Annotated in this window: 20 protein-coding genes; 5 read left to right on the top strand and 15 right to left on the bottom strand. The window is 43.2% G+C overall.

Going from position 1 to position 19,302, the window contains the following annotated elements; translation table 11 throughout:
- Positions 1 to 5: 5 nt before the first annotated feature.
- Entirely contained in the window at positions 6 to 1,055 is a 1,050-nt protein-coding gene (locus tag GFB48_RS09875; protein WP_163934693.1) for an MJ1255/VC2487 family glycosyltransferase, read from the top strand.
- A gap of 11 nt (positions 1,056 to 1,066) precedes the next feature.
- Here the strand turns inward: GFB48_RS09875 and GFB48_RS09870 are convergent, their stop codons facing one another.
- The 6 genes from GFB48_RS09870 to priA all read right to left on the bottom strand — a co-directional run bounded on the left by GFB48_RS09870 (position 1,067) and on the right by priA (position 8,598).
- Positions 1,067 to 1,918 (bottom strand): pirin family protein, encoded by an 852-nt coding sequence (locus tag GFB48_RS09870; RefSeq protein WP_163934690.1) that lies wholly within the window; start codon positions 1,916 to 1,918, stop codon positions 1,067 to 1,069.
- A 90-nt stretch (positions 1,919 to 2,008) separates the two neighbouring features.
- Positions 2,009 to 3,337 carry an HslU--HslV peptidase ATPase subunit gene (gene hslU, locus GFB48_RS09865; protein WP_163934687.1) on the bottom strand — a complete coding sequence of 443 codons (1,329 nt, stop codon included), beginning with the start codon at positions 3,335 to 3,337 and terminating at the stop codon, positions 2,009 to 2,011.
- Positions 3,338 to 3,355: 18 nt separating this feature from the next.
- Positions 3,356 to 3,880, bottom strand: coding sequence for an ATP-dependent protease subunit HslV (gene hslV, locus GFB48_RS09860; RefSeq protein ID WP_163934684.1), 525 nt, complete (start codon positions 3,878 to 3,880; stop codon positions 3,356 to 3,358).
- An 83-nt stretch (positions 3,881 to 3,963) separates the two neighbouring features.
- A complete protein-coding gene (locus GFB48_RS09855; protein WP_163934681.1) occupies positions 3,964 to 4,548 on the bottom strand; it encodes an SPOR domain-containing protein in 585 nt (194 codons plus the stop codon).
- Positions 4,549 to 4,551: 3 nt separating this feature from the next.
- The gene (argS, locus tag GFB48_RS09850) at positions 4,552 to 6,294 is read right to left on the bottom strand and encodes an arginine--tRNA ligase (RefSeq protein WP_163934678.1); all 1,743 of its coding nucleotides are present in this window, start codon (positions 6,292 to 6,294) and stop codon (positions 4,552 to 4,554) included.
- A 114-nt stretch (positions 6,295 to 6,408) separates the two neighbouring features.
- Positions 6,409 to 8,598 carry a primosomal protein N' gene (gene priA, locus GFB48_RS09845; RefSeq protein ID WP_163934675.1) on the bottom strand — a complete coding sequence of 730 codons (2,190 nt, stop codon included), beginning with the start codon at positions 8,596 to 8,598 and terminating at the stop codon, positions 6,409 to 6,411.
- Positions 8,599 to 8,829: 231 nt separating this feature from the next.
- Between priA and rpmE the strand changes: the two genes are divergently transcribed.
- Complete coding sequence (gene rpmE / locus GFB48_RS09840; RefSeq protein ID WP_163934915.1) at positions 8,830 to 9,045, top strand: 50S ribosomal protein L31; 216 nt, start codon at positions 8,830 to 8,832, stop codon at positions 9,043 to 9,045.
- 3 nt (positions 9,046 to 9,048) lie between these two features.
- Here the strand turns inward: rpmE and GFB48_RS09835 are convergent, their stop codons facing one another.
- The 5 genes from GFB48_RS09835 to rpsF all read right to left on the bottom strand — a co-directional run bounded on the left by GFB48_RS09835 (position 9,049) and on the right by rpsF (position 10,904).
- Positions 9,049 to 9,384: a hypothetical protein gene (locus tag GFB48_RS09835; protein WP_163934672.1), complete on the bottom strand. Its 336-nt coding sequence runs from the start codon at positions 9,382 to 9,384 to the stop codon at positions 9,049 to 9,051.
- A gap of 98 nt (positions 9,385 to 9,482) precedes the next feature.
- Positions 9,483 to 9,929 carry a 50S ribosomal protein L9 gene (gene rplI, locus GFB48_RS09830; RefSeq protein WP_163934669.1) on the bottom strand — a complete coding sequence of 149 codons (447 nt, stop codon included), beginning with the start codon at positions 9,927 to 9,929 and terminating at the stop codon, positions 9,483 to 9,485.
- A gap of 37 nt (positions 9,930 to 9,966) precedes the next feature.
- On the bottom strand, positions 9,967 to 10,194 hold the full coding sequence (rpsR, locus tag GFB48_RS09825; protein ID WP_163934666.1) for a 30S ribosomal protein S18: 228 nt from the start codon (positions 10,192 to 10,194) through the stop codon (positions 9,967 to 9,969).
- 9 nt (positions 10,195 to 10,203) lie between these two features.
- Entirely contained in the window at positions 10,204 to 10,512 is a 309-nt protein-coding gene (gene priB / locus GFB48_RS09820) for a primosomal replication protein N (protein ID WP_163934662.1), read from the bottom strand.
- An 8-nt stretch (positions 10,513 to 10,520) separates the two neighbouring features.
- A complete protein-coding gene (gene rpsF, locus GFB48_RS09815) occupies positions 10,521 to 10,904 on the bottom strand; it encodes a 30S ribosomal protein S6 (RefSeq protein WP_163934659.1) in 384 nt (127 codons plus the stop codon).
- Between the two features lie 235 nt (positions 10,905 to 11,139).
- On the opposite strand from rpsF, the gene GFB48_RS09810 reads away from it, so the two are divergent.
- Positions 11,140 to 11,847 (top strand): YdiY family protein, encoded by a 708-nt coding sequence (locus GFB48_RS09810; protein WP_240464854.1) that lies wholly within the window; start codon positions 11,140 to 11,142, stop codon positions 11,845 to 11,847.
- Positions 11,848 to 11,899: 52 nt separating this feature from the next.
- Here GFB48_RS09810 and GFB48_RS09805 read toward each other — a convergent pair whose 3' ends face one another.
- The 4 genes from GFB48_RS09805 to metJ form a co-directional block, all read right to left on the bottom strand.
- Positions 11,900 to 12,823: a sugar kinase gene (locus GFB48_RS09805; protein WP_163934653.1), complete on the bottom strand. Its 924-nt coding sequence runs from the start codon at positions 12,821 to 12,823 to the stop codon at positions 11,900 to 11,902.
- A gap of 9 nt (positions 12,824 to 12,832) precedes the next feature.
- Positions 12,833 to 13,675 carry a 5-dehydro-4-deoxy-D-glucuronate isomerase gene (gene kduI, locus GFB48_RS09800; protein ID WP_163934650.1) on the bottom strand — a complete coding sequence of 281 codons (843 nt, stop codon included), beginning with the start codon at positions 13,673 to 13,675 and terminating at the stop codon, positions 12,833 to 12,835.
- Positions 13,676 to 13,700: 25 nt separating this feature from the next.
- Entirely contained in the window at positions 13,701 to 14,453 is a 753-nt protein-coding gene (gene kduD, locus GFB48_RS09795) for a 2-dehydro-3-deoxy-D-gluconate 5-dehydrogenase KduD (protein ID WP_305848752.1), read from the bottom strand.
- A gap of 371 nt (positions 14,454 to 14,824) precedes the next feature.
- Complete coding sequence (metJ, locus tag GFB48_RS09790) at positions 14,825 to 15,139, bottom strand: met regulon transcriptional regulator MetJ (protein ID WP_163934647.1); 315 nt, start codon at positions 15,137 to 15,139, stop codon at positions 14,825 to 14,827.
- Between the two features lie 188 nt (positions 15,140 to 15,327).
- On the opposite strand from metJ, the gene metB reads away from it, so the two are divergent.
- Positions 15,328 to 16,494 (top strand): cystathionine gamma-synthase, encoded by a 1,167-nt coding sequence (gene metB, locus GFB48_RS09785; RefSeq protein ID WP_163934644.1) that lies wholly within the window; start codon positions 15,328 to 15,330, stop codon positions 16,492 to 16,494.
- A gap of 2 nt (positions 16,495 to 16,496) precedes the next feature.
- Positions 16,497 to 18,887: a bifunctional aspartate kinase/homoserine dehydrogenase II gene (metL, locus tag GFB48_RS09780; RefSeq protein WP_163934641.1), complete on the top strand. Its 2,391-nt coding sequence runs from the start codon at positions 16,497 to 16,499 to the stop codon at positions 18,885 to 18,887.
- The last annotated feature ends 415 nt before the right edge of the window (positions 18,888 to 19,302 follow it).

The raw sequence follows: 19,302 nt of genomic DNA, 5'->3' as shown, positions 1-19,302 counted from the left end.
ATACGATGAAAATCTTATATGGCATTCAAGGAACAGGTAATGGCCACCTTACTAGAGCTAGAGTGATGGCAAAAGCGTTGACCAATAAAAAGGTAATGGTCGATTATTTTATTTCTGGCCGAGACAGAGCTCAATTATTTGATATGCAGCCCTTTGGCGATTTTAAAGTGGCGAAGGGCTTAACCTTTGCGACCAACAAGGGTGCCGTAGATTACTTACAGACCGCATTTAATAACGACTATTTGGCCTTATATCATGATATTAAAAACATGGATTTAAGCCAGTATGATTTAGTGCTTAATGATTTCGAACCCATTAGTGCTTGGGCGGCTAAACGCCAGCAAGTGCCTTGTATTGGCATTAGTCATCAGAGTGCGTTTGTGCATCCTGTGCCTAAGGCCAAAGCTAATTTCATTAGCGATCAACTCATGCAACATTTTGCTCCCAGTGATATTAGTTTAGGCTGTCATTGGCATCACTTTGATTGTCAAATTTTGCCGCCGTTTGTGGATATTGAGGCCCTGCAGCCCCAGCAAAAGGGGCAAGTGCTGGTTTACTTGCCATTTGAAGACGGTGAACTGATTAACAACACCTTAGCCCTTATCCCCCATATTCAATTCCATGTGTTCCACTCTCAACAACCCCAGCAGACGCTGGCCGATAATGTTCATTGGCATGGTTTCAGCCGAACTAAGTTTAAAGGTTACTTAGCCAGCTGTGAGGGCATTATTGCCAATGCCGGGTTTGAGTTGTCCTCTGAAGCATTGACCCTAGGAAAAAAGTTATTGCTCAAACCGCTTCATGGTCAGTTTGAGCAGGCTTCTAATGTTGCTGCACTCACGTTACTGGGGGCGGCGGATAGTATGGATGAACTTTGCATCGATAATATTAACCGCTGGTTATTACAGCCTGCAAAAGAGGCCATCAGCTATCCTCAGGTTGCTGACCAGCTGGTGGATTGGATTTTGGCCGGTGACTGGCAGGATACTAAAAGCCTATGTGATTCACTGTGGCAACAGGTGCAAATGCCGAAGTCGTGGCAGCAAGCGATTTAGCAACTAAACCGTTATGGTAATGGAGTAAATTCTTGATTATCCCCAGGGATAGTTGGGAACTTACCTTGAATCCAATCCTGTTTTGCTTGTTCAATGCGGGCCATATCAAAAGAGACAAAGTTCCAATACATGCGCGGGACTTCAGGCCAGTTCTCGCCCCCTAATAACAAAAAGCGGCTATAGCGATCAGTAACCATGTGTTGTTCGTGCTCAAGTAGTACCGCATCGCCAGTTTGATATTGATTGTCACCGATTGTTAACTTGCCATCGATAATATAGATCATGCACTCTTGCTCTGGGGTGGGGCGGGTGATGGTTTTATTGGCTTTAGCAACCACATCTAGATAGAACATGGGGCTATAGGTTTTCAGCGGAGATGTCATGCCATAGGCTTCTCCGGCGATAAGCCGTTTGGTTATCCCTTCTTTAATAAAATGAGGCAACTGAGCCCGCTTGATATGATGGAAGCTAGGTTCTATTTCAGCCATAGCTTTGGGAAGAGCCAGCCAGCACTGAATACCATTCAACGTATGGCGGTGGGTTTGCACCTCTAGGGTTTCCCGTTCGGAATGGACGATACCTTTACCGGCGGTCATCCAGTTTACATCGCCGGGCAGTATCTCTAAGTTATTGCCGAGACTGTCACGGTGTAATAGGCTGCCATCAAGCATATAGGTAATGGTAGAAAGGCCAATATGGGGATGAGGCCTCACATCGATACCTTCACCCGGCAGGAAGTCTGCTGGGCCCATATGATCAAAAAAGATAAAAGGGCCAACCATGCGCTTTTTCATATGTGGCAGGAGCCGAGTAACACTAAACCCGTCTAAATCCTTAACGCTGCCTTTGAGTAACACTGCCATGGTAATAATCCTTATAAAGAAAAAGCCCCGATAGCTTTCACTATAGGGGCTTACAATTAAACTGTCACTATGACCTGTTGACTTTGATGTTTACAGAATGAAGCGAGATAAATCTTCATCTTGTACTAGATTGTCTAGGTGGCTATTGACATAGTCAGCGTCAATCCTGAAGCTTTCTCCTGCTTTGTCTGAAGCTTCAAAGGATAGGGTTTCCATTAAACGCTCTAATACCGTGTGCAGGCGACGAGCACCAATGTTTTCGGTTTTTTCGTTGACTTGGAAAGCGGCCTGGGCGATACGCTCAATACCATCTTCAGTAAACTCAATATCCACACCTTCGGTCTTCATTAGGGCAATATGCTGCTCAGTTAAAGACGCGTTTGGCTCGGTTAGAATTCGCTTAAAGTCATCAGCACTTAGGGCTTCTAGTTCTACGCGAATTGGTAGGCGACCTTGCAATTCAGGAATGAGATCAGAAGGTTTTGCCAGCTGGAATGCACCTGAAGCAATGAATAGAATATGGTCGGTTTTAACCATGCCGTGTTTGGTGTTTACCGTAGAACCTTCAACTAAAGGTAGCAGGTCGCGTTGCACACCTTCACGAGAAACATCTGGGCCAGAAGTATCGCCACGCTTACAGATTTTATCGATCTCGTCTAAAAATACGATGCCATGTTGTTCAACCAGTTCGATGGCCTGCTCTTTTAAGTCGTCTTGGTTAACTAATTTAGCGGCTTCTTCATCAACTAAAGCTTTTAGGGCATCTTTTACCTTCATTTTTTTACGCTTAGAAGGCGTTTGGCCCATGTTTTGGAACATAGACTGAAGTTGATTTGTCATTTCCTCCATACCTGGAGGTGCCATGATTTCAACCCCAACCTGCGGCTGAGAGACTTCAATCTCAATGTCTTTATCGTCTAACTTACCTTCACGAAGTTTTTTACGGAAAATTTGCCTAGTAGAAGAATTTTCTTGCTCTTCATTTTGACCCCAGTTGTCTTTTGCTGGTGGCAGTAAAGCATCTAGAATGCGTTCCTCTGCTAATTCTTCAGCACGGAATTTATGCTTGGCCATTTGTTGATCGCGAGTGAGTTTAACTGCGACATCGGTTAAATCGCGAATAATTTGCTCTACTTCTTTACCAACATAACCGACTTCGGTAAATTTTGTCGCTTCCACTTTAATAAATGGAGCATTGGCTAATTTAGCAAGACGTCGAGCAATTTCAGTTTTACCGACACCAGTAGGGCCGATCATAAGAATATTTTTTGGGGTAACTTCTTGACGCAGTTCTTTGTCTAACTGCATACGGCGCCAGCGATTACGAAGAGCGATAGCCACAGCACGTTTAGCGTTACCTTGACCAATAATATGGCTATCTAGCTCATGGACGATTTCTCTTGGAGTCATTTGTGACATGTTGGCTTCCTACTGCAATTAGTATTCAATTTTTTCGATAGTTTGATGATGGTTGGTGAATACACAAATATCACCTGCAATCTTAAGGGCTTTAGTTGCGATATCTTCAGCACTTAGTTCGGTATTTTCTAGCAGTGCAGTGGCTGCAGCTTGGGCAAAATTACCACCAGAACCGATAGCGATCAGATCATTTTCTGGCTGCACTACATCACCATTACCAGTGATAATTAATGAGCCAGTATGGTCAGCAACCGCCAATAGAGCTTCTAGTTTACGTAGCATGCGATCAGTTCGCCAATCTTTTGCAAGCTCAACTGCAGCGCGCATAAGATGGCCTTGGTGGGCTTCTAATTTGGCTTCAAAGCGTTCAAACAGGGTGAAAGCATCCGCAGTACCACCAGCAAAACCAGCTAAAACTTTGCCATTATAAAGACGACGAACTTTGCGAGCATTACCTTTCATTACGGTATTGCCTAGGGAAACTTGGCCATCACCAGCGATGATAACTTGATTGTTACGGCGAACAGAGACAATTGTAGTCACGTTGGTTCCTCATATTAGAAAGTTGACCCAGAAAATTCTGGGTCAACGTAGTTAATTTTAATATGGGGATATTTTCTAGAAGATCAAGCTTTGCTTGGCCAAAATTGGCAGTTAGCGATTTTAAGTTTGCGTAATTGCTTTTGTAGCCCCTGCGCTTGCCTTTTCGGGGTGAGCTGATTTTCAGGATCTCCAGTAAAGGGACCTAACCTGACCCGATACCATACTCCATTTTGTCCTTCAGTTCTTTCTACAGTACTGTGCTGGCCAACTTGCCATGCAATAGAGGCCTTCATCACCTCGGCATCGTCTTGGTTCCTGAATGAACCACACTGCATAATATAAGGCGTTTTAGAGTCTGACTGCTGTTGCAACTCAATTTCAACTTCTTTTTGCTTTAGAGTATCAACATACTCATAAATCTCTTTGGGCGGTTTAGGCAATGGTTTTTCAGCTACCTTTGCTTGAACTGTTGCTTTTGGTTTATTAACGACAGCTTTAGCCTCTTCGGCGGAACCACTGATACTGTTAAGAAAGTGAATTCCCCAAGCGACTAGAGCAACAGTAACTACAGCGAATAAGCCCAGTTTAAATTTGGATTTTGGGGCTTCCTTGCGCCTTCCGCGACTTCGACGTTTGGCCGGTTTGCGGTTTTTATAGTCCCTTGTCATTGATTACATCCGCTCTAGGGTCTCGATGCCTAATAGAGATAAACCCGCTTTTAGAGTACGTTCTGTCAGTACAGATAATTGCAAACGAGTATCTCTGGCAGCATCGTTGTCGGCAGCTAGTACCGGACAAGCTTCGTAGAAACTTGAAAAGATTCCAGATAATTCAAACAGATAGGTACAAAGCGTATGTGGTGTACCACGTTCTGCAACTTTTAACACAACTTCTGAGAATTTAAGTAGCGCATTAGCGAGTTCAATTTCTTTGTCATGTTCAAGCTGCAACTCACTACCGATGAAGTCGATATCTTTCGCTTTAACCAAAATATTAGCCACACGAGTTACTGCATACAGTAAGTAAGGCGCCGTATTACCCTCGAAACTTAACATCTGTTCGAAGCTAAAGATGTAATCAGAGCTGCGGTTTTTTGACAGATCGGCATATTTAACCGAACTAATGCCAACCACATTAGCGATGTGGCGTAATTCATTTTCACTTAGATCAGGGTTCTTTTGTTTTACCAGATCATAAGCTCGTTGCTCAGCTTCATTAAGGAGATCAATTAACTTAACAGTGCCACCAGAGCGGGTTTTAAATGGCTTGCCATCTTCTCCGTTCATGGTACCAAAGCCTAAGTGCTCAGCCTTAGTGTTATCATTTAAAAAGCCAGCTTTGCGGGCAACAGTAAATACCTGCTGAAAATGTAAGCCTTGACGTTGGTCAACAAAGTATAAAATACGATCGGCATTGAGCTGGTTTTGACGGTAGCGTACTGCGGCTAAGTCAGAAGTGGCATATAGGAAACCGCCACCTTTCTTTTGTACGATGACCGGTAGAGGATCGCCCTGTTGGTTTTTAAATTCATCTAAGAACACACACATCGCGCCTTGGTCTTCTTGCAGCAAATTAGCGGCTTCAAGATCCGCGACCACTTGGGCAAGATCGTCGTTGTAAGCACTTTCACCACGGACATCGTCACGGGTTAGCTTAACGTTCAGCTTTTCATAGACTTCTTGGCAGTGAGCCAGGGAAACATCATTAAATTCACGCCAGAGTGCGAGACATTGTTGGTCACCTGATTGCAGGGCAACCACCAGTTCACGGGCACGATTGGCAAAGTCTTCTGACTCATCAAAGCGGCCTTTAGCGGCGCGATAGAAACTTTCTAAATCTGAAAGCGCCATAGAGATTTCAGTATTTTCAGCACGCTTCTCTTCCATATAGGCAAGTAGCATACCGAATTGAGTCCCCCAGTCACCAACGTGATTCTGGCGAATGACATTATGTCCCAAGAACTCTAGGGTACGGGCAACGGCATCGCCAATAATCGATGAGCGTAAGTGGCCAACATGCATTTCTTTAGCGAGGTTTGGTGACGATAGGTCAACCACAACAGTTTCGCGTGCTGGCAGTTTAAGACCAAAGTGTTCATCGTTTAGGGCTGCTTTAATTTGACCGGCTAGGGCGTTGTCGGCAACAAAGAAGTTAATAAAACCAGGACCGGCAATTTCAACTTTTTCGATCACACTTGATTCAGGCAGTGCATCACAAATCATCTGAGCTAATTCGCGTGGTGGTTTGCCGGCTGCTTTGGCCATCATCATGGCGAGGTTGCTGGCAAAGTCGCCGTGAGATTTGTCACGGGTACGGTCGATCTGCAGGCGAGGGGTGAAATCCGCTGCAATCACTTGTTGCTCTTTCAAGCGAGTAACCGTTTGTTCTAATAACGCTAAAATTTGCTCTTTCATGTGCTCTTACTACCAAAGCTTAAATTCTGATAATCAAACCCTCGATTTTAGACTTGAATGACTGATAAATCTACGCTTTAGCGTGACTTATCTTATAAAATCGAGCAATTTATCTTAACTCAAGTCAATCGGGTCGATATCAAGATGCCAACGACACTTTCTGGAGCTGGGCAGTTGCTCAATTTGGACAATACTAGACTCAAGGGATAAGTGTAAATGCTTTCTTTGATTGCATTGTATGATGAGAGTTTGCCTAAATTTACCCGCGCGCCTTTCCATTGGCGCAGGCATAGGTCCAATAAGTTCAAGTTGGTACTGGGTTAGGATATCTCTAATTTGAGCGAGAAAGTGGTTGGCGTCATTAATATTAAAAGCTTCTGCCTTGAATATTGCCATAAATTGGGCGGGGGGTAATTGTGCTTGCTGCCTTTCTAAGAGTAAATTTCTTGATAGCGTTTGGTAGCCTTGAAAAAGGATCTGCTGGAGCACTGGGTGCTCAGTTTGGTGACTCTGTAATACCACAGTGCCAGGCTTTGAAGCGCGACCCGCTCGACCGGAAACCTGTGAAATTAATTGTGCAACCTTTTCTGATGCTCTGAAATCAGAACTAAATAGCGCTCCATCCACTTCCAGCATACCGACTAAGGTCACATCGGGAAAGTGATGTCCCTTGGCCAGCATTTGGGTGCCAATTAAGATTTTGAACTCATTCTTTAAAATACCATCTAGGCGCTGTTCTAACTCCCCTTTATTGCGAATGGTATCGCGATCGATACGCACAACTGGGTAGTCAGGGAATTGCTGTTCTAACAACTCTTGTAGTTGCTCTGTACCCACACCTTGAGGCATTAATAGGGTACTAGAGCAGTTGGGGCATTGCCTTGGAATATAATCTTGATCACCACAGTGATGACAAACAATACTGTTACTTGATCTATGTAGGGTGTAATAGGCATCGCAGCGCTTACATTCATGTAAATGACCGCATTCGTGACAAAGCAGAGCAGGGGCAAAACCACGACGGTTCAAAAATAGCATGACCTGATTGCCTGCTTGTAAATGCTTGCCCATCTCATCGAATAATGGCTGTGAAATACCAGCTTGAAGATGCAATTGGCGTATGTCTATCATGCCAGCCCTAGGAGGCGTTGCCTCGCCTGCACGTTGATTAAGGTATAAGTGCAAGTATTTACCGCTGAGGGCATTATTAAGACTCTCTAACGATGGCGTTGCACTGCCAAGCAATACAGGTATATTATCAATTTGACCGCGCATTACCGCCAGATCACGGGCATGATAACGGATGCCGTCATTTTGTTTAAAGCTGGCGTCGTGTTCTTCATCAAGAATGATAAGCCCAGGGTATTTCATTGGCGTAAACAAGGCTGAGCGCGTACCAATGATGATGCCGGCCGCACCAGCACGGGCCTTCAGCCAAGCCTGACACCGCTCAGTATCATTAAGGCCCGAATGTAACACCACAATAGGGGTCTTAAAGCGCTTGGAAAAGCGAGCAATGGTTTGCGGTGTTAAGCCGATTTCAGGAACCAATACCAGTACCTGTTTTCCTTGCTCTAGAACAGAGGCCATTAACGATAAATAGACCTCGGTTTTGCCTGAACCAGTGATCCCTTCTAATAGACAGCATTGAAAACCATCGTGCTGATTAAGCCTGGCAACGGCAATCGCTTGCTCACTATTAAGGGTCAGCGATTGCTCGGTTTGTTCAAAGCTGTTACGCCATGATTCATCGTAACTGATGGGCTCTTGCACCTTTTCAATTAAGCCTTTATTGGCCACTGTAGTAATCAATGCTTTGCTGATGCCATGGCGGACTATAGCATCAGGTGTTTGTTTGCCCTGACGCAAAAACTCTATCAGTTCAATTTGCTTTTTAGCATTACCCAAATCAGTGTTACTGGTGGCGTTACCTTGTGGGGACAGTTTCCAATATTGATGGTAGCCAAGCTCTGCATCTTCGCCTTTTCTAAGTTTTACAGGAATGGTTTGATTAAGCATCATACCCAGGGGGGCAATATAGTAACGAGCCCCCCAGCGTGCCAACTTAACAATATTTTCATTCAAAATACTTTTGTCATCAATCAAGCTGATGATATCTTTGATTTTGTTAGGATCAAATTGGCAATCGTCACTAAACCCCCAAATAAACCCAATCAAGGTTTTAGGGCCGAAAGGCACCTTTACTCGAGCTCCTATTTGGGCGTGCGAATGCTCAGCCTTAAGGCGATAGCTGAAAGTTTGGCGCATAGGAACAGGTAAGGCGACAAGAGCAAATTGATTCATGCAGTTTTGGCTGTCAAAAGGGTGTTTTAGCTATCCTACCAGATTAACTCCGCTTTAAAAGTTCCTTAGACTTCACAAATATGTAACCAGAAGAAAAAAACAGCAATTAACTATTGTATGAGTAGTCATTATCACGTAGTATTCGCCACCTGAAATTTTATTTATTTTCGTGTGGTGTTTGGCACATTGATGACCAAATGGCGACGCGGCCTTAACTTAGAGGTTACCCTTATGAAAGCTGGTATTCACCCAACTTACGAAGCTATTAAAGCAACTTGTTCTTGTGGCAACGTAATCGAAACTCGTTCTACAATTGCTAAAGACATCCATTTAGATGTTTGTTCTGCTTGTCACCCATTCTACACTGGTAAGCAAAAAGAAGTTGCTACTGGCGGTCGTGTTGATCGTTTCCAAAAGCGTTTCTCTGCTTTCGGTGGAAAGAAGTAATCATTACTTCTTTAATAAAAAAGGCGCATATTGCGCCTTTTTTTGTAGCCACAATCCAGGGGGATTGAGGCCGCTTCGCTTCGAGAGCGTCGCTTTGTGACTGCGAGCTTCGCTGTTCGATAACGGACGGCGTCCACCGGGAATACGGATTACAGAATACTGAAGATTAATAAAAAAGGCGCATATTGCGCCTTTTTTTGTAGCCACAATCCAGGGGGATTGAGGCCGCTTCGCTTCGAGAGCGTCGCTTTGTGACTGCGAGCTTCGCTGTTCGATAACGGACGGCGTCCACCGGGAATACGGATTACAGAATACTGAAGAGCATTTGACGTTCTTCATTCATCATCCAAATTTTGCCAGTAAAATTTAGATATAAAAAAAGCCAATCTAATGATTGGCTTTTTTACTAAAATCGCCCGAGGGCCATTTTATTACTATTAAGCAGCAACAACAGTTACTTTAACAGTAGCAGCAACTTCAGTGTGAAGTTGAACTGTGATGTCGAACTCACCAGTGTGACGTAGTGGGCCTTCAGGAAGACGTACTTCGCTCTTAGCTAGCTCTGCACCTGCAGCAGTTACTGCATCAGCAACATCACGTGCACCGATAGAACCGAATAGCTTACCTTCGTCACCAGCAGTTGCTTCGATAGTCACGTTTAGTGCAGCTAGTGCTTCAGCACGAGCTGTAGCAGCAGCTAGAGTTTCAGCTAGTTTAGCTTCAAGCTCAGCGCGACGCTCTTCGAAAACAGCAACGTTAGCAGCGTTAGCAACAACTGCTTTGCCTTGTGGAAGAAGGAAGTTACGTGCGTAACCAGCTTTAACAGATACTTGATCGCCTAAACCACCTAGGTTAGCAATCTTATCAAGTAAAATAACGTTCATTACTTTATCCTCTAAAATTCAATTACTAAACAGTGATTTACTTGTGTAGATCAGTGTATGGTAGTAGAGATAAGTAACGAGCGCGTTTGATAGCAGTTGCTAGTTGACGCTGGTACTTAGCGCTAGTGCCAGTAATACGGCTTGGTACAATTTTACCACTCTCTGTGATGTAGTTCTTTAGAGTAGCGATATCTTTGTAATCAATTTGAGTTACACCTTCAGCGGTGAAACGACAAAACTTACGACGACGGAAATAACGTGTCATGGGTTTCTCCTAACTTATCAATTTGATAGTTTCGGCATGTAAAAGATGACGACCGGGCTTATTACGACCCTGTTGCCAGCCAAGGTTGCCCTCAACTTTAACTTCACATCCGATTTTCAATTTGCTGGTCCAGTCCGAAGATTGTGGACCACTTAATACCACCTGTAATATGCAATACATTTGCCGTGGTAGGCCTGCATGCTCTGACATTGATCGATGTTCTAGGGTAAATAACGTGTGGGGAATACCCGCCGCGTTGGTCACCGTTTTCGGTCCCTTGACAATCGTGCCAGTTAATATCAGGTGATTAGCTGTCAAGCTGTTGCTTATTCTGCAGCTGCTTCTTGAGCTTCAGCTTTTTCTGCTGGAGCACGACGCGCTTCACGCTCTTCTTTAGCTTTAGCCATTGGCGAAGCTTCAGTTACCGCAGCTTTAGTGCGGATAACCATGTTGCGAAGAACAGCATCGTTGAAACGGAAAGCAGTTTCTAGTTCAGCAACTGATTCAGCAGTAGTTTCAGCATTGATAAGAACATAGTGAGCTTTGTGTAGCTTTTCAATTGGGTAAGCCAGTTGACGACGACCCCAATCTTCTAGACGATGAACAGTACCACCTGCAGCGTTGATAACGCCGGTGTAACGCTCGATCATACCACTAACTTGTTCACTTTGATCTGGGTGAACCATGAATACGATTTCGTAATGACGCATGATAGCTCCTTACGGTTTAAGTAGCCCCTTTATTGGCTCAGTCAGACCAATGTTCGAGGCAAGGAACAAAATAGATGACTGATTTGGACGCGCAATAGTACATAAACTCGTCAGTTAACTCAAGGGTTATCGTTGCTATTGATAAAATAAATAGTATTATCAGAACCAACTCTCATTTTTGTTATTTTTTATAATGTTAAACCTTAGATTTAGCCTTGGCCTTAGCTTTTTTTTGATGCCTTGTGCGCACGCAGTCGTTCCTACATATTATGAAGAGCCATTTAGTCCATTTAGCGCCGAAGTCGAGTTCGGTTTGCAAATTAATACTGGTAACACAGCCACCTCTAGCGGTAATGCTCGAACCAAGATGCAGTACGATACACAAGACGTGCGCCAAGAAGGGGAAGTTAGAGGGTATTATTCTTCGAATTCTGAAAAAACCACGACCCAGCAATTGCAGCTTCGATATCAGAATGATTTAAAGTTTGACGATGGCGACTACTTATTGGGCCGTGCCGAGTTTAGTTGGGATAAATTTGGTTCTTTTACTCGCCAACACACGATTTCAATTGGTTATGGTTTTAGTACCTTTAATTTAGGAAATAAAAGCAAACTTAAGTTAGAAGTGGGCCCAGGTTTTCGATATAACCTGCCCATTGAATCAGCTGAAAACTTAAACCCAACCAGTAATCAGGAGTTCATTGCTCGTACCGCGGTGAAGTATGAGCAAGAACTTCATGAGTATTCGACATTAGAGGCGGATTTAACCGCCGAAGTTGGTACTGACAATAGCATTTTAACAGGTGAAATAAGCTATAAAAGTATGCTGTTTCAAGATTGGGCTTTGAAAGTTGGCATTGATACTAAATACACTGCGATTGTTCCTGTGGAAAGTAAAAAATTTGATACGAAAACAACCATTAATCTTTTGTATCGTTTTTAAGGATAAGATGAATAAAAAAGGAGTGGCCATCACTCCTTTTTTACAGGAACCATTAATTGGGCATGTAAGCTTTATCAATGATGGCCCCGCGATGCTGAATCACCACGGATGCGAGATCGTGTCCGCACTGAGCGCAATCGGCAAGTGACCGGCCTTTGAAATATTGACTTAAAAAGCCACCATTGAAGGAATCGCCAGCACCGGTAGTGTCGATAACATTAGCAATCTTATGGGCAGCAACCCAAGATTGGCTAGCGCCATCACTGGTGAGGCAGCCATCGGCACCTTGTTTTACCACTACTTTAGCCACGCCAGCACTGTGCATTCGAGCGGCCGTTTGCTGTGGAGTTTCATCACCAAATAAGTCTTGCTCATCTTCAAAGGTTGGTAAGCAAAGGGTGGCAATAGCTAACACCTGATTAAAGGCATTTTGCGCGGCGGTTTTATTAGGCCAACCCTTAGGGCGGTAGTTACCATCAAAAATAATTTCTACCCCTGCAGCTTTCAGTTTGGCGAGGCCATCAAGCAATGGTTGCCAAGCGGCACCTTGGAATAGGGATAAGGTAATGCCTGAGAGATACAGAGCATGGTAGCCACTTAGCTGTTCAAACAATTTATCAGTTTCAGTGGCATCATTAAGTAAATCACGCACTGGCGCATTGTCACGCCAGTAATGAAAGCTACGCTCACCAGTTTCGTCGGTTTCTATCATATATAGACCGGGAACTCGATTATGCATACGGCGGACTAGATCCGTACCTATTCCTTCTTGTTGCCAGTTATCGATCAGCATTTGGCTGTAAGGATCATCTCCCAATGCCGTTACATAATCAGTATCTACACCAAGTCGGTTCAGGTAAGCGGCGGTATTTAGGGTATCGCCACCGTAAGACATTTTAAAGTGATTGCTGTTATCGCCATTAGCCCCTAAACGGCTAAACTCCAACATGCACTCTCCTAGCGCAGCAACTTTCATCGGTCGTCCTTACTTAAGTTGGTCTGGGTTGTACTTATCCATATCGTTGTAGTCGTGGTTTTCACCAGACATACCCCAGATAAAGGTGTAGTTAGCGGTACCTGCACCTGAGTGGATTGACCAATCTGGAGAAATCACGGCTTGCTCGTTCTGCATCCAAATGTGGCGGGTTTGCTGTGGTTCACCCATAAAGTGACAAACCGCTTGCTCCTGTGGCACTTCAAAGTAGAAGTAAGCTTCCATACGACGGTCATGCTGGTGACATGGCATAGTATTCCAAATTGAACCAGTCTTAAGTTCGGTCATACCCATTTGTAGGTTACAAGTATCGACTACAGAGCGGATAATGAATTGGTAGATGTTACGCTCGTTACAAGTGTCGCCTGAACCCATTTCTAGTAGGTTAGCCGTTTCACGGGTAATAATCTTAGTTGGGTGAGCAATATCAGCAATAGTAGAGTTAATGTAGAACTTAGCTGGATTGGCGGCATCTTTAGAAGCGAAGGTCACTTCTGTGTTGCCCATACCTACATAAATGGCTTCTTTGAAGTTAATCTCGTATTCAGTGCCGTCAACCGTTACTACGCCTGGGCCACCTACGTTAATGGTGCCTAATTCACGACGGAATAAGAAGTAATCGGCTTTAAGTGCATCAATGGTTTCTAGCTTCACTGCGCCGTTAATTGGCATAGCACCACCGACAATAAAACGATCGTAGTGGCTGTAGGTAAGTGAAATAGTATCGGCAACAAATAGTTGCTCGATTAGGTATTCGCTACGAAGACGATCGGTATCATAGTGTTTCGCATCAATAGGGCTAGACGCGTAGCGTGAGGTATAAGTAGTAGTCATAATTATTCTCTGTTTAATTCTTTAATTAACGAGCCATCCAGCCGCCATCGACATTTAGCACATGGCCATTAATATAATTACTGGCAGCCGATGCTAAAAATACTGCGGCGCCACCTAAATCTTCAGGCTGCCCCCAGCGTGCTGCAGGGATGCGAGCAGTAATATCGGCGTTACGCTTTTCATCGGCACGAATTGCAGCAGTATTGTCGGTTGCAAAATAACCAGGTGCGATGGCATTTACTTGGATATTGAATTGAGCCCATTCATTCGCGAGAGCTTTGGTTACGCCGGCGATGGCATGTTTGGAAGCGGTATAAGCGGGTACTGTGATGCCGCCTGAATAAGAAAGCATGGATGCAGTATTGATGATTTTACCTTCACCCTTAGCAATCATGTGTCTACCAATTTCTTGGCTAAGTACAAATGCTGAATCCAAGTTAACTTTGAGGACATTTTGCCATTCCTCATAGGGGAAATCTACGGCAGGGTATCGAGCTATAGTGCCACCATTGTTGACTAAAATATCAACACCATTATTTTTAGCTAATGCTTTTTCAGCCAGAGCTTTAACTGAATCCATATCACTGAGATTTGCTGCTATTTCACAGCCTTGGAATCCATTTTCAGTTATTTTAGCCAGTGTTTCACTGCATCCGCCTTCCCTAGAACTAGAGCAAATGACATAAGCACCGGCTTGGGCAAGAGCAAATGCTATAGCTTGACCTAAACCACGACTCGCGCCGGTAATAAGTGCAGTTTTTCCTTTTAATGAAAACATAATTAAAATCCTGTGATTGATTCACTGAGAACGTCTATGAAGATGTTAAATGTTGAGGAGTGTAATGATAAACAAAAGGGGTCTTATGTTTCTAATATGAACTTATCATGTTAAGTTGCTAAACATAATTCAAATATGAACGAGTTACAATCCCTTTTAATAGAGTCGGATGAATGTTCTAAGTCTTAATTTTAAATTATGATTTATAAAGGTGATTTGTTGCTTGCAGTGATAGCGAAATGAAATTTTTAGCTTCTTTAGAAACTGGAGTTCAGTAATAGCGCAAGAGTTAGCATGGACAAAAATAACTTGTAGCAAGGTTAACTTGGTCGAAATGAATCGCAGCAGTCCGACCAAATAACGGGCAGAATTTAATCTTCCAGATCGATTTCAATGCCTTTTTCTTTCATAATCGCTAAGGCTTCAGTGGGGATACCATCGGCTTTGTCTTTTCTTAAGTCTTCATCATTCGGAAGCGGCTGACCAGTGTATGCATGCAGGAAAGCTTCACATAATAATTCACTGTTAGTTGCATGACGCAGGTTATTAATTTGACGACGCGTGCGTTCATCTGTCAAAATTTTTAAAACCTTCAAAGGAATCGAAACAGTTACCTTTTTGACCTGTTCGTTTTTCTTGCCATGTTCAGCGTAAGGGCTGATGTAGTCTCCGTCCCACTGTGTCATATTAAAGCCTTCTTAAATTGTCTAGCAATGGTGTTTTTTAAAACCGTTTTCCCTAATGGGTTATTTCAATTATAAACATATTAATTACTGTACGTATAGACGTCTAAACATCTCTTGACGATATATAACGGTTTAGGTTAGTTTAGACGTCTAGACATCCTTTTGAGTAAGCCCTTTTGGAGCCGTAAATGAGCAATCGTAAAGTCGCCACCCATGCAGTAAGACAAGGTTTAGAGAGCGATAGTCAGTTTGGAGCTGTAGTCCCTCCCATTTATTTGTCTACTAATTATATTTTTGATGATTATCGTGATCCACCACAATACGATTACGGACGTGGTGGCAATCCAACCAGAAATGCGGTTGCAGATGCAATCAATAAGTTAGAGGGTGGGGCTGGAGCAGTTATGACTTCTTCAGGTTTAGCTTCTATAACGCTTGTTGTTAGCTTATTAAAATCTGATGATCTTCTAGTCATTCCCCATGACTGCTATGGGGGCAGCTATCGCTTATTTACTAACTTAGCTAATAAGGGCCATTTTAAATTGGCGGTGGTGGATCAAACTAATGAACAGCAGCTTAGGGCAGTATTTAAAGATAGGCCTGCGATGGTTTGGCTAGAGACGCCATCTAACCCGCTACTACGGATAGTCGATATTGGAGCCATTTGTCAGCAAGCTAAAGCGGTTGATGCCAAAGTAGTTGTCGATAATACTTTCTTATCACCTTTCGGACAGCAACCCCTGCAACTAGGTGCTGATATCGTGATTCACTCAACCACAAAATACATTAACGGTCATTCAGATGTTATTGGTGGTGTAGCAATTGCAAATACTGAGCAATTAGCAGAAGAACTGAGTTGGTGGGCTAATACACTAGGTTTGACAGGTTCGCCATTTGATGGCTATTTAACGCTGCGTGGTTTAAGGACCCTTGGCCCAAGGATTCGTCAGCACACTGAAAACGCACAAATACTAGTAGAGACTTTAGTTAATCATCCAGCAGTGACTAAAGTGTATTATCCTGGTTTGGAAGATCATCCTCAGCATCAACTTGCTAAACGGCAACAAAATAACTTTGGTGCGATGATTTCTTTTGAGCTCATCGGTGGCGAAGATGAGGTTGCTACTTTAGTGGGTAATTTAAATGAATTCTGTCTTGCAGAAAGCCTTGGCGGGGTAGAATCTTTAGTCTGTGTGCCAGCAACTATGACCCACAGAGCAATGGCGCCAGAGGCTCGCTTAGAAGCGGGTGTAAAAGATACCTTAATTCGATTATCAGTTGGTATTGAAGATAGCCAAGACCTAACTGCTGATTTAACCCACGCACTTGATAAAGTGTTAGAGACAAATAAATGACAATGCAGAAGTTATGCCTTCATAAATTTGGTGGTTCCTCACTAGCTGATGCCGATTGCTACCGTCGTGTCGCTCATATCTTGTTAACACACGGCCAAGCCAATGACCTAATTGTAGTGTCGGCTGCGGGTAAGAGTACCAACGCCCTGTATCATTTAGTGGACTTAGCCAATAACAAAGAGTCCACCGCAGAAGCATTAAAAGATCTGATCGATTACCAGCAACAACTGATTGAACAACTAGTTTCCAGTGAGCAGGCTCGCTATCTACGTGAGCAGTTAGCCGCTGATAAAGCGCTAATATATAGTTTGCTCAATAAAGCAGATCGTACTGGGGTTGAGCAAAACACCATCATTAGTTTTGGTGAACAGTGGTCAGCAAAACTATTAAGCGCACTATTAGCCAGTAATGGTGTTGCGTCTGGGTATTTAGATGCAAGAGATGTGCTGGTTGCTAAAGGTGGCGTACAGCCGCAAATAATTGAGCAACAATCTAGCCATAATCTGAAAGAATTCTTAAAGACTCACCCTAATCAACGAACCGTGATTACTGGGTTTATTTGTGCTGATGAACAAGGCCAAACTTTACTACTAGGACGCAATGGGTCTGATTACTCAGCTACCTTAATTACTCGATTAGCCGGTTACGATAGGGTAACTATTTGGACTGATGTAGAAGGTGTCTTTAACGCTGACCCAAATAAAATCAGTGATGCCAAATTACTGCCAAGTATGAGCCTCGCAGAAGCGGATACACTTGCCCGTTTAGGATCACCGGTATTACACCCAAGGGCATTACAACCTTTAAAAGGACAGCAAATCTCTTTAGCAGTTCGTTCAAGTTATGCGCCTGATACCGAGTTTACCATTGTCTCCCCCCAAAGTGCTCAGGCAAGTATGGCGGTGGTTACCAGCTTAAAGAGCGTTGCGACGATAAGTTTAAGCGTACGCGAAGATCTTGAAGAATTGTTAACTCAATTTCGCGCCGCAGATCTAGCCCCACTTGGATACTGGCGTGGCTATAGAGGGGATGTGGAGTTTGCTTTCACCTTAGAGACATATCAGGCGGCTTTAGAATTAATTGACAATTGGGCGGAAAGTTTTGGCATTACCCAAATATCAATGAATAAAGATAAGGGGCTAGTTGCCTTAGTAAGCTCAGCCGCTGATAAGTATCGTTACAGCTTCTCAAGATTATTATCTAGAAAAGCAAACCCGTTATATGGGGATGGCTTATCGTTGCTAACATTAGTGCCAAGTGAAGAAGTGTCAATATTGACTCACAAAGTACACCGTCGTTGTGCTGGTCCAAGAAAAGCAATTGCTATTGCATTATTTGGGGCAGGCAATATTGGCCAGGCTTGGATAGACTTATTTACGCAAACAAAACAGAAGCTAGAAACTGAATTAGAAGCGAAAGTGGAGCTCGTGGCTATTGCAAGTTCTAAGCTTAATTTAATAGATGAAGCTGGGATTGAATTAAGTAACTGGCAAGAAGCTTTTGTTAATGCTCGTAGTAGTCGTGACACTGAAACGCTAATTACTGAATTAGCACAGGTGAATTATGATGAGATTATCGCTTTAGATATTAGTGCCAGTGATCAGGTTACGCAATTGTACCCAAGGTTGTTCAGTTACGGCATCCATCTAGTGAGTGCAAACAAGCTGGCGGGTTCAGGTCCACTGGCATTTTATCGTCATTTAAAGCAAGAGTTAACTCGTCGCCGAATATATTGGCGTTACAATGCCAGCGTAGGTGCAGGCTTACCTGTGCAATATGGACTTAATGATCTCATTAATAGTGGCGATAAACTTAAACAGATTGGTGGTATCTTTTCGGGTACTTTATGTTGGCTATTTGAAAACTATGATGGTAGCCGTTCATTTTCAGAATTGGTTTTAGAGGCCAAATCATTAGGCATCACTGAGCCCGACCCAAGGGATGATCTTTCAGGTAAAGATATGCAACGCAAGCTGCTAATCTTAGCGAGAGAGATGGGCCTAGAATTAGAACTTGATGACATCAACCTAACATCGTTAGTGCCAGATGATTTGGCAAACATTCCACTAGAGCAATTTATAGAAAGAATAAACGAGTTGGATGCGCCAATGGCGAAGGCGCTTGCAGAGGCTAACTTAAATAAAAAAGCCATTAGATATATTGCGCACTTGGATGTTAGCCAAGGTATTAATGCAAAAGTTGCACTAGAGCAAGTTGAAGTGAATCATCCATATGCCAATTTAACTCCTGGTGATAACGTATTCGTACTGACTAGTCACTTCTATAAAGATAATCCACTGATTATTCGTGGTCCCGGTGCAGGTAAAGAGGTAACAGCGGCAGCAGTACAATCTGATTTAGTACAAATATGTGAAAATTTACTCATCGAGTAAAGTCAAGTTAACTAACAAAAAGGAGCATTTAAGCTCCTTTTTGCTGTTAAGGGCTGAAAAAGTGTGATCTAAAGACGTTAAAGTGCGATAAATAGGCAGTTAGATGTAATTTTCTAAAAAGAACTTGCGCTAAATGAAAAGCTCCCTATAATGCGCAACCACTGAGACGGGGAGCGGTGCTAAACACCAACAACCAAGCCAAATAAGGTTTATCTCAGAGTCAATTAAAAGCTTGTTTAAAACGTTTGAAAAAACATTTAAAAAAGCACTTGACGAAGGGTTTTAATTCTGTAGAATACGCAGCCCTGACCGACACGGTCAAACGTTCTTTAACAATGTAATCAAGTAATCTGTGTGGGCACTCACAGGCATTTGAAAATCAACAAAACGATTTTCTCAATGTACTTTAGTGTTC

Origin of the sequence: Paraferrimonas sp. SM1919 (assembly GCF_010993985.1) — a bacterium.
Lineage (GTDB): Bacteria > Pseudomonadota > Gammaproteobacteria > Enterobacterales > Shewanellaceae > SM1919.
The sequence above is the reverse complement of the archived record's forward strand: the minus strand, read 5'-3'. Positions and strand labels throughout refer to the sequence as shown.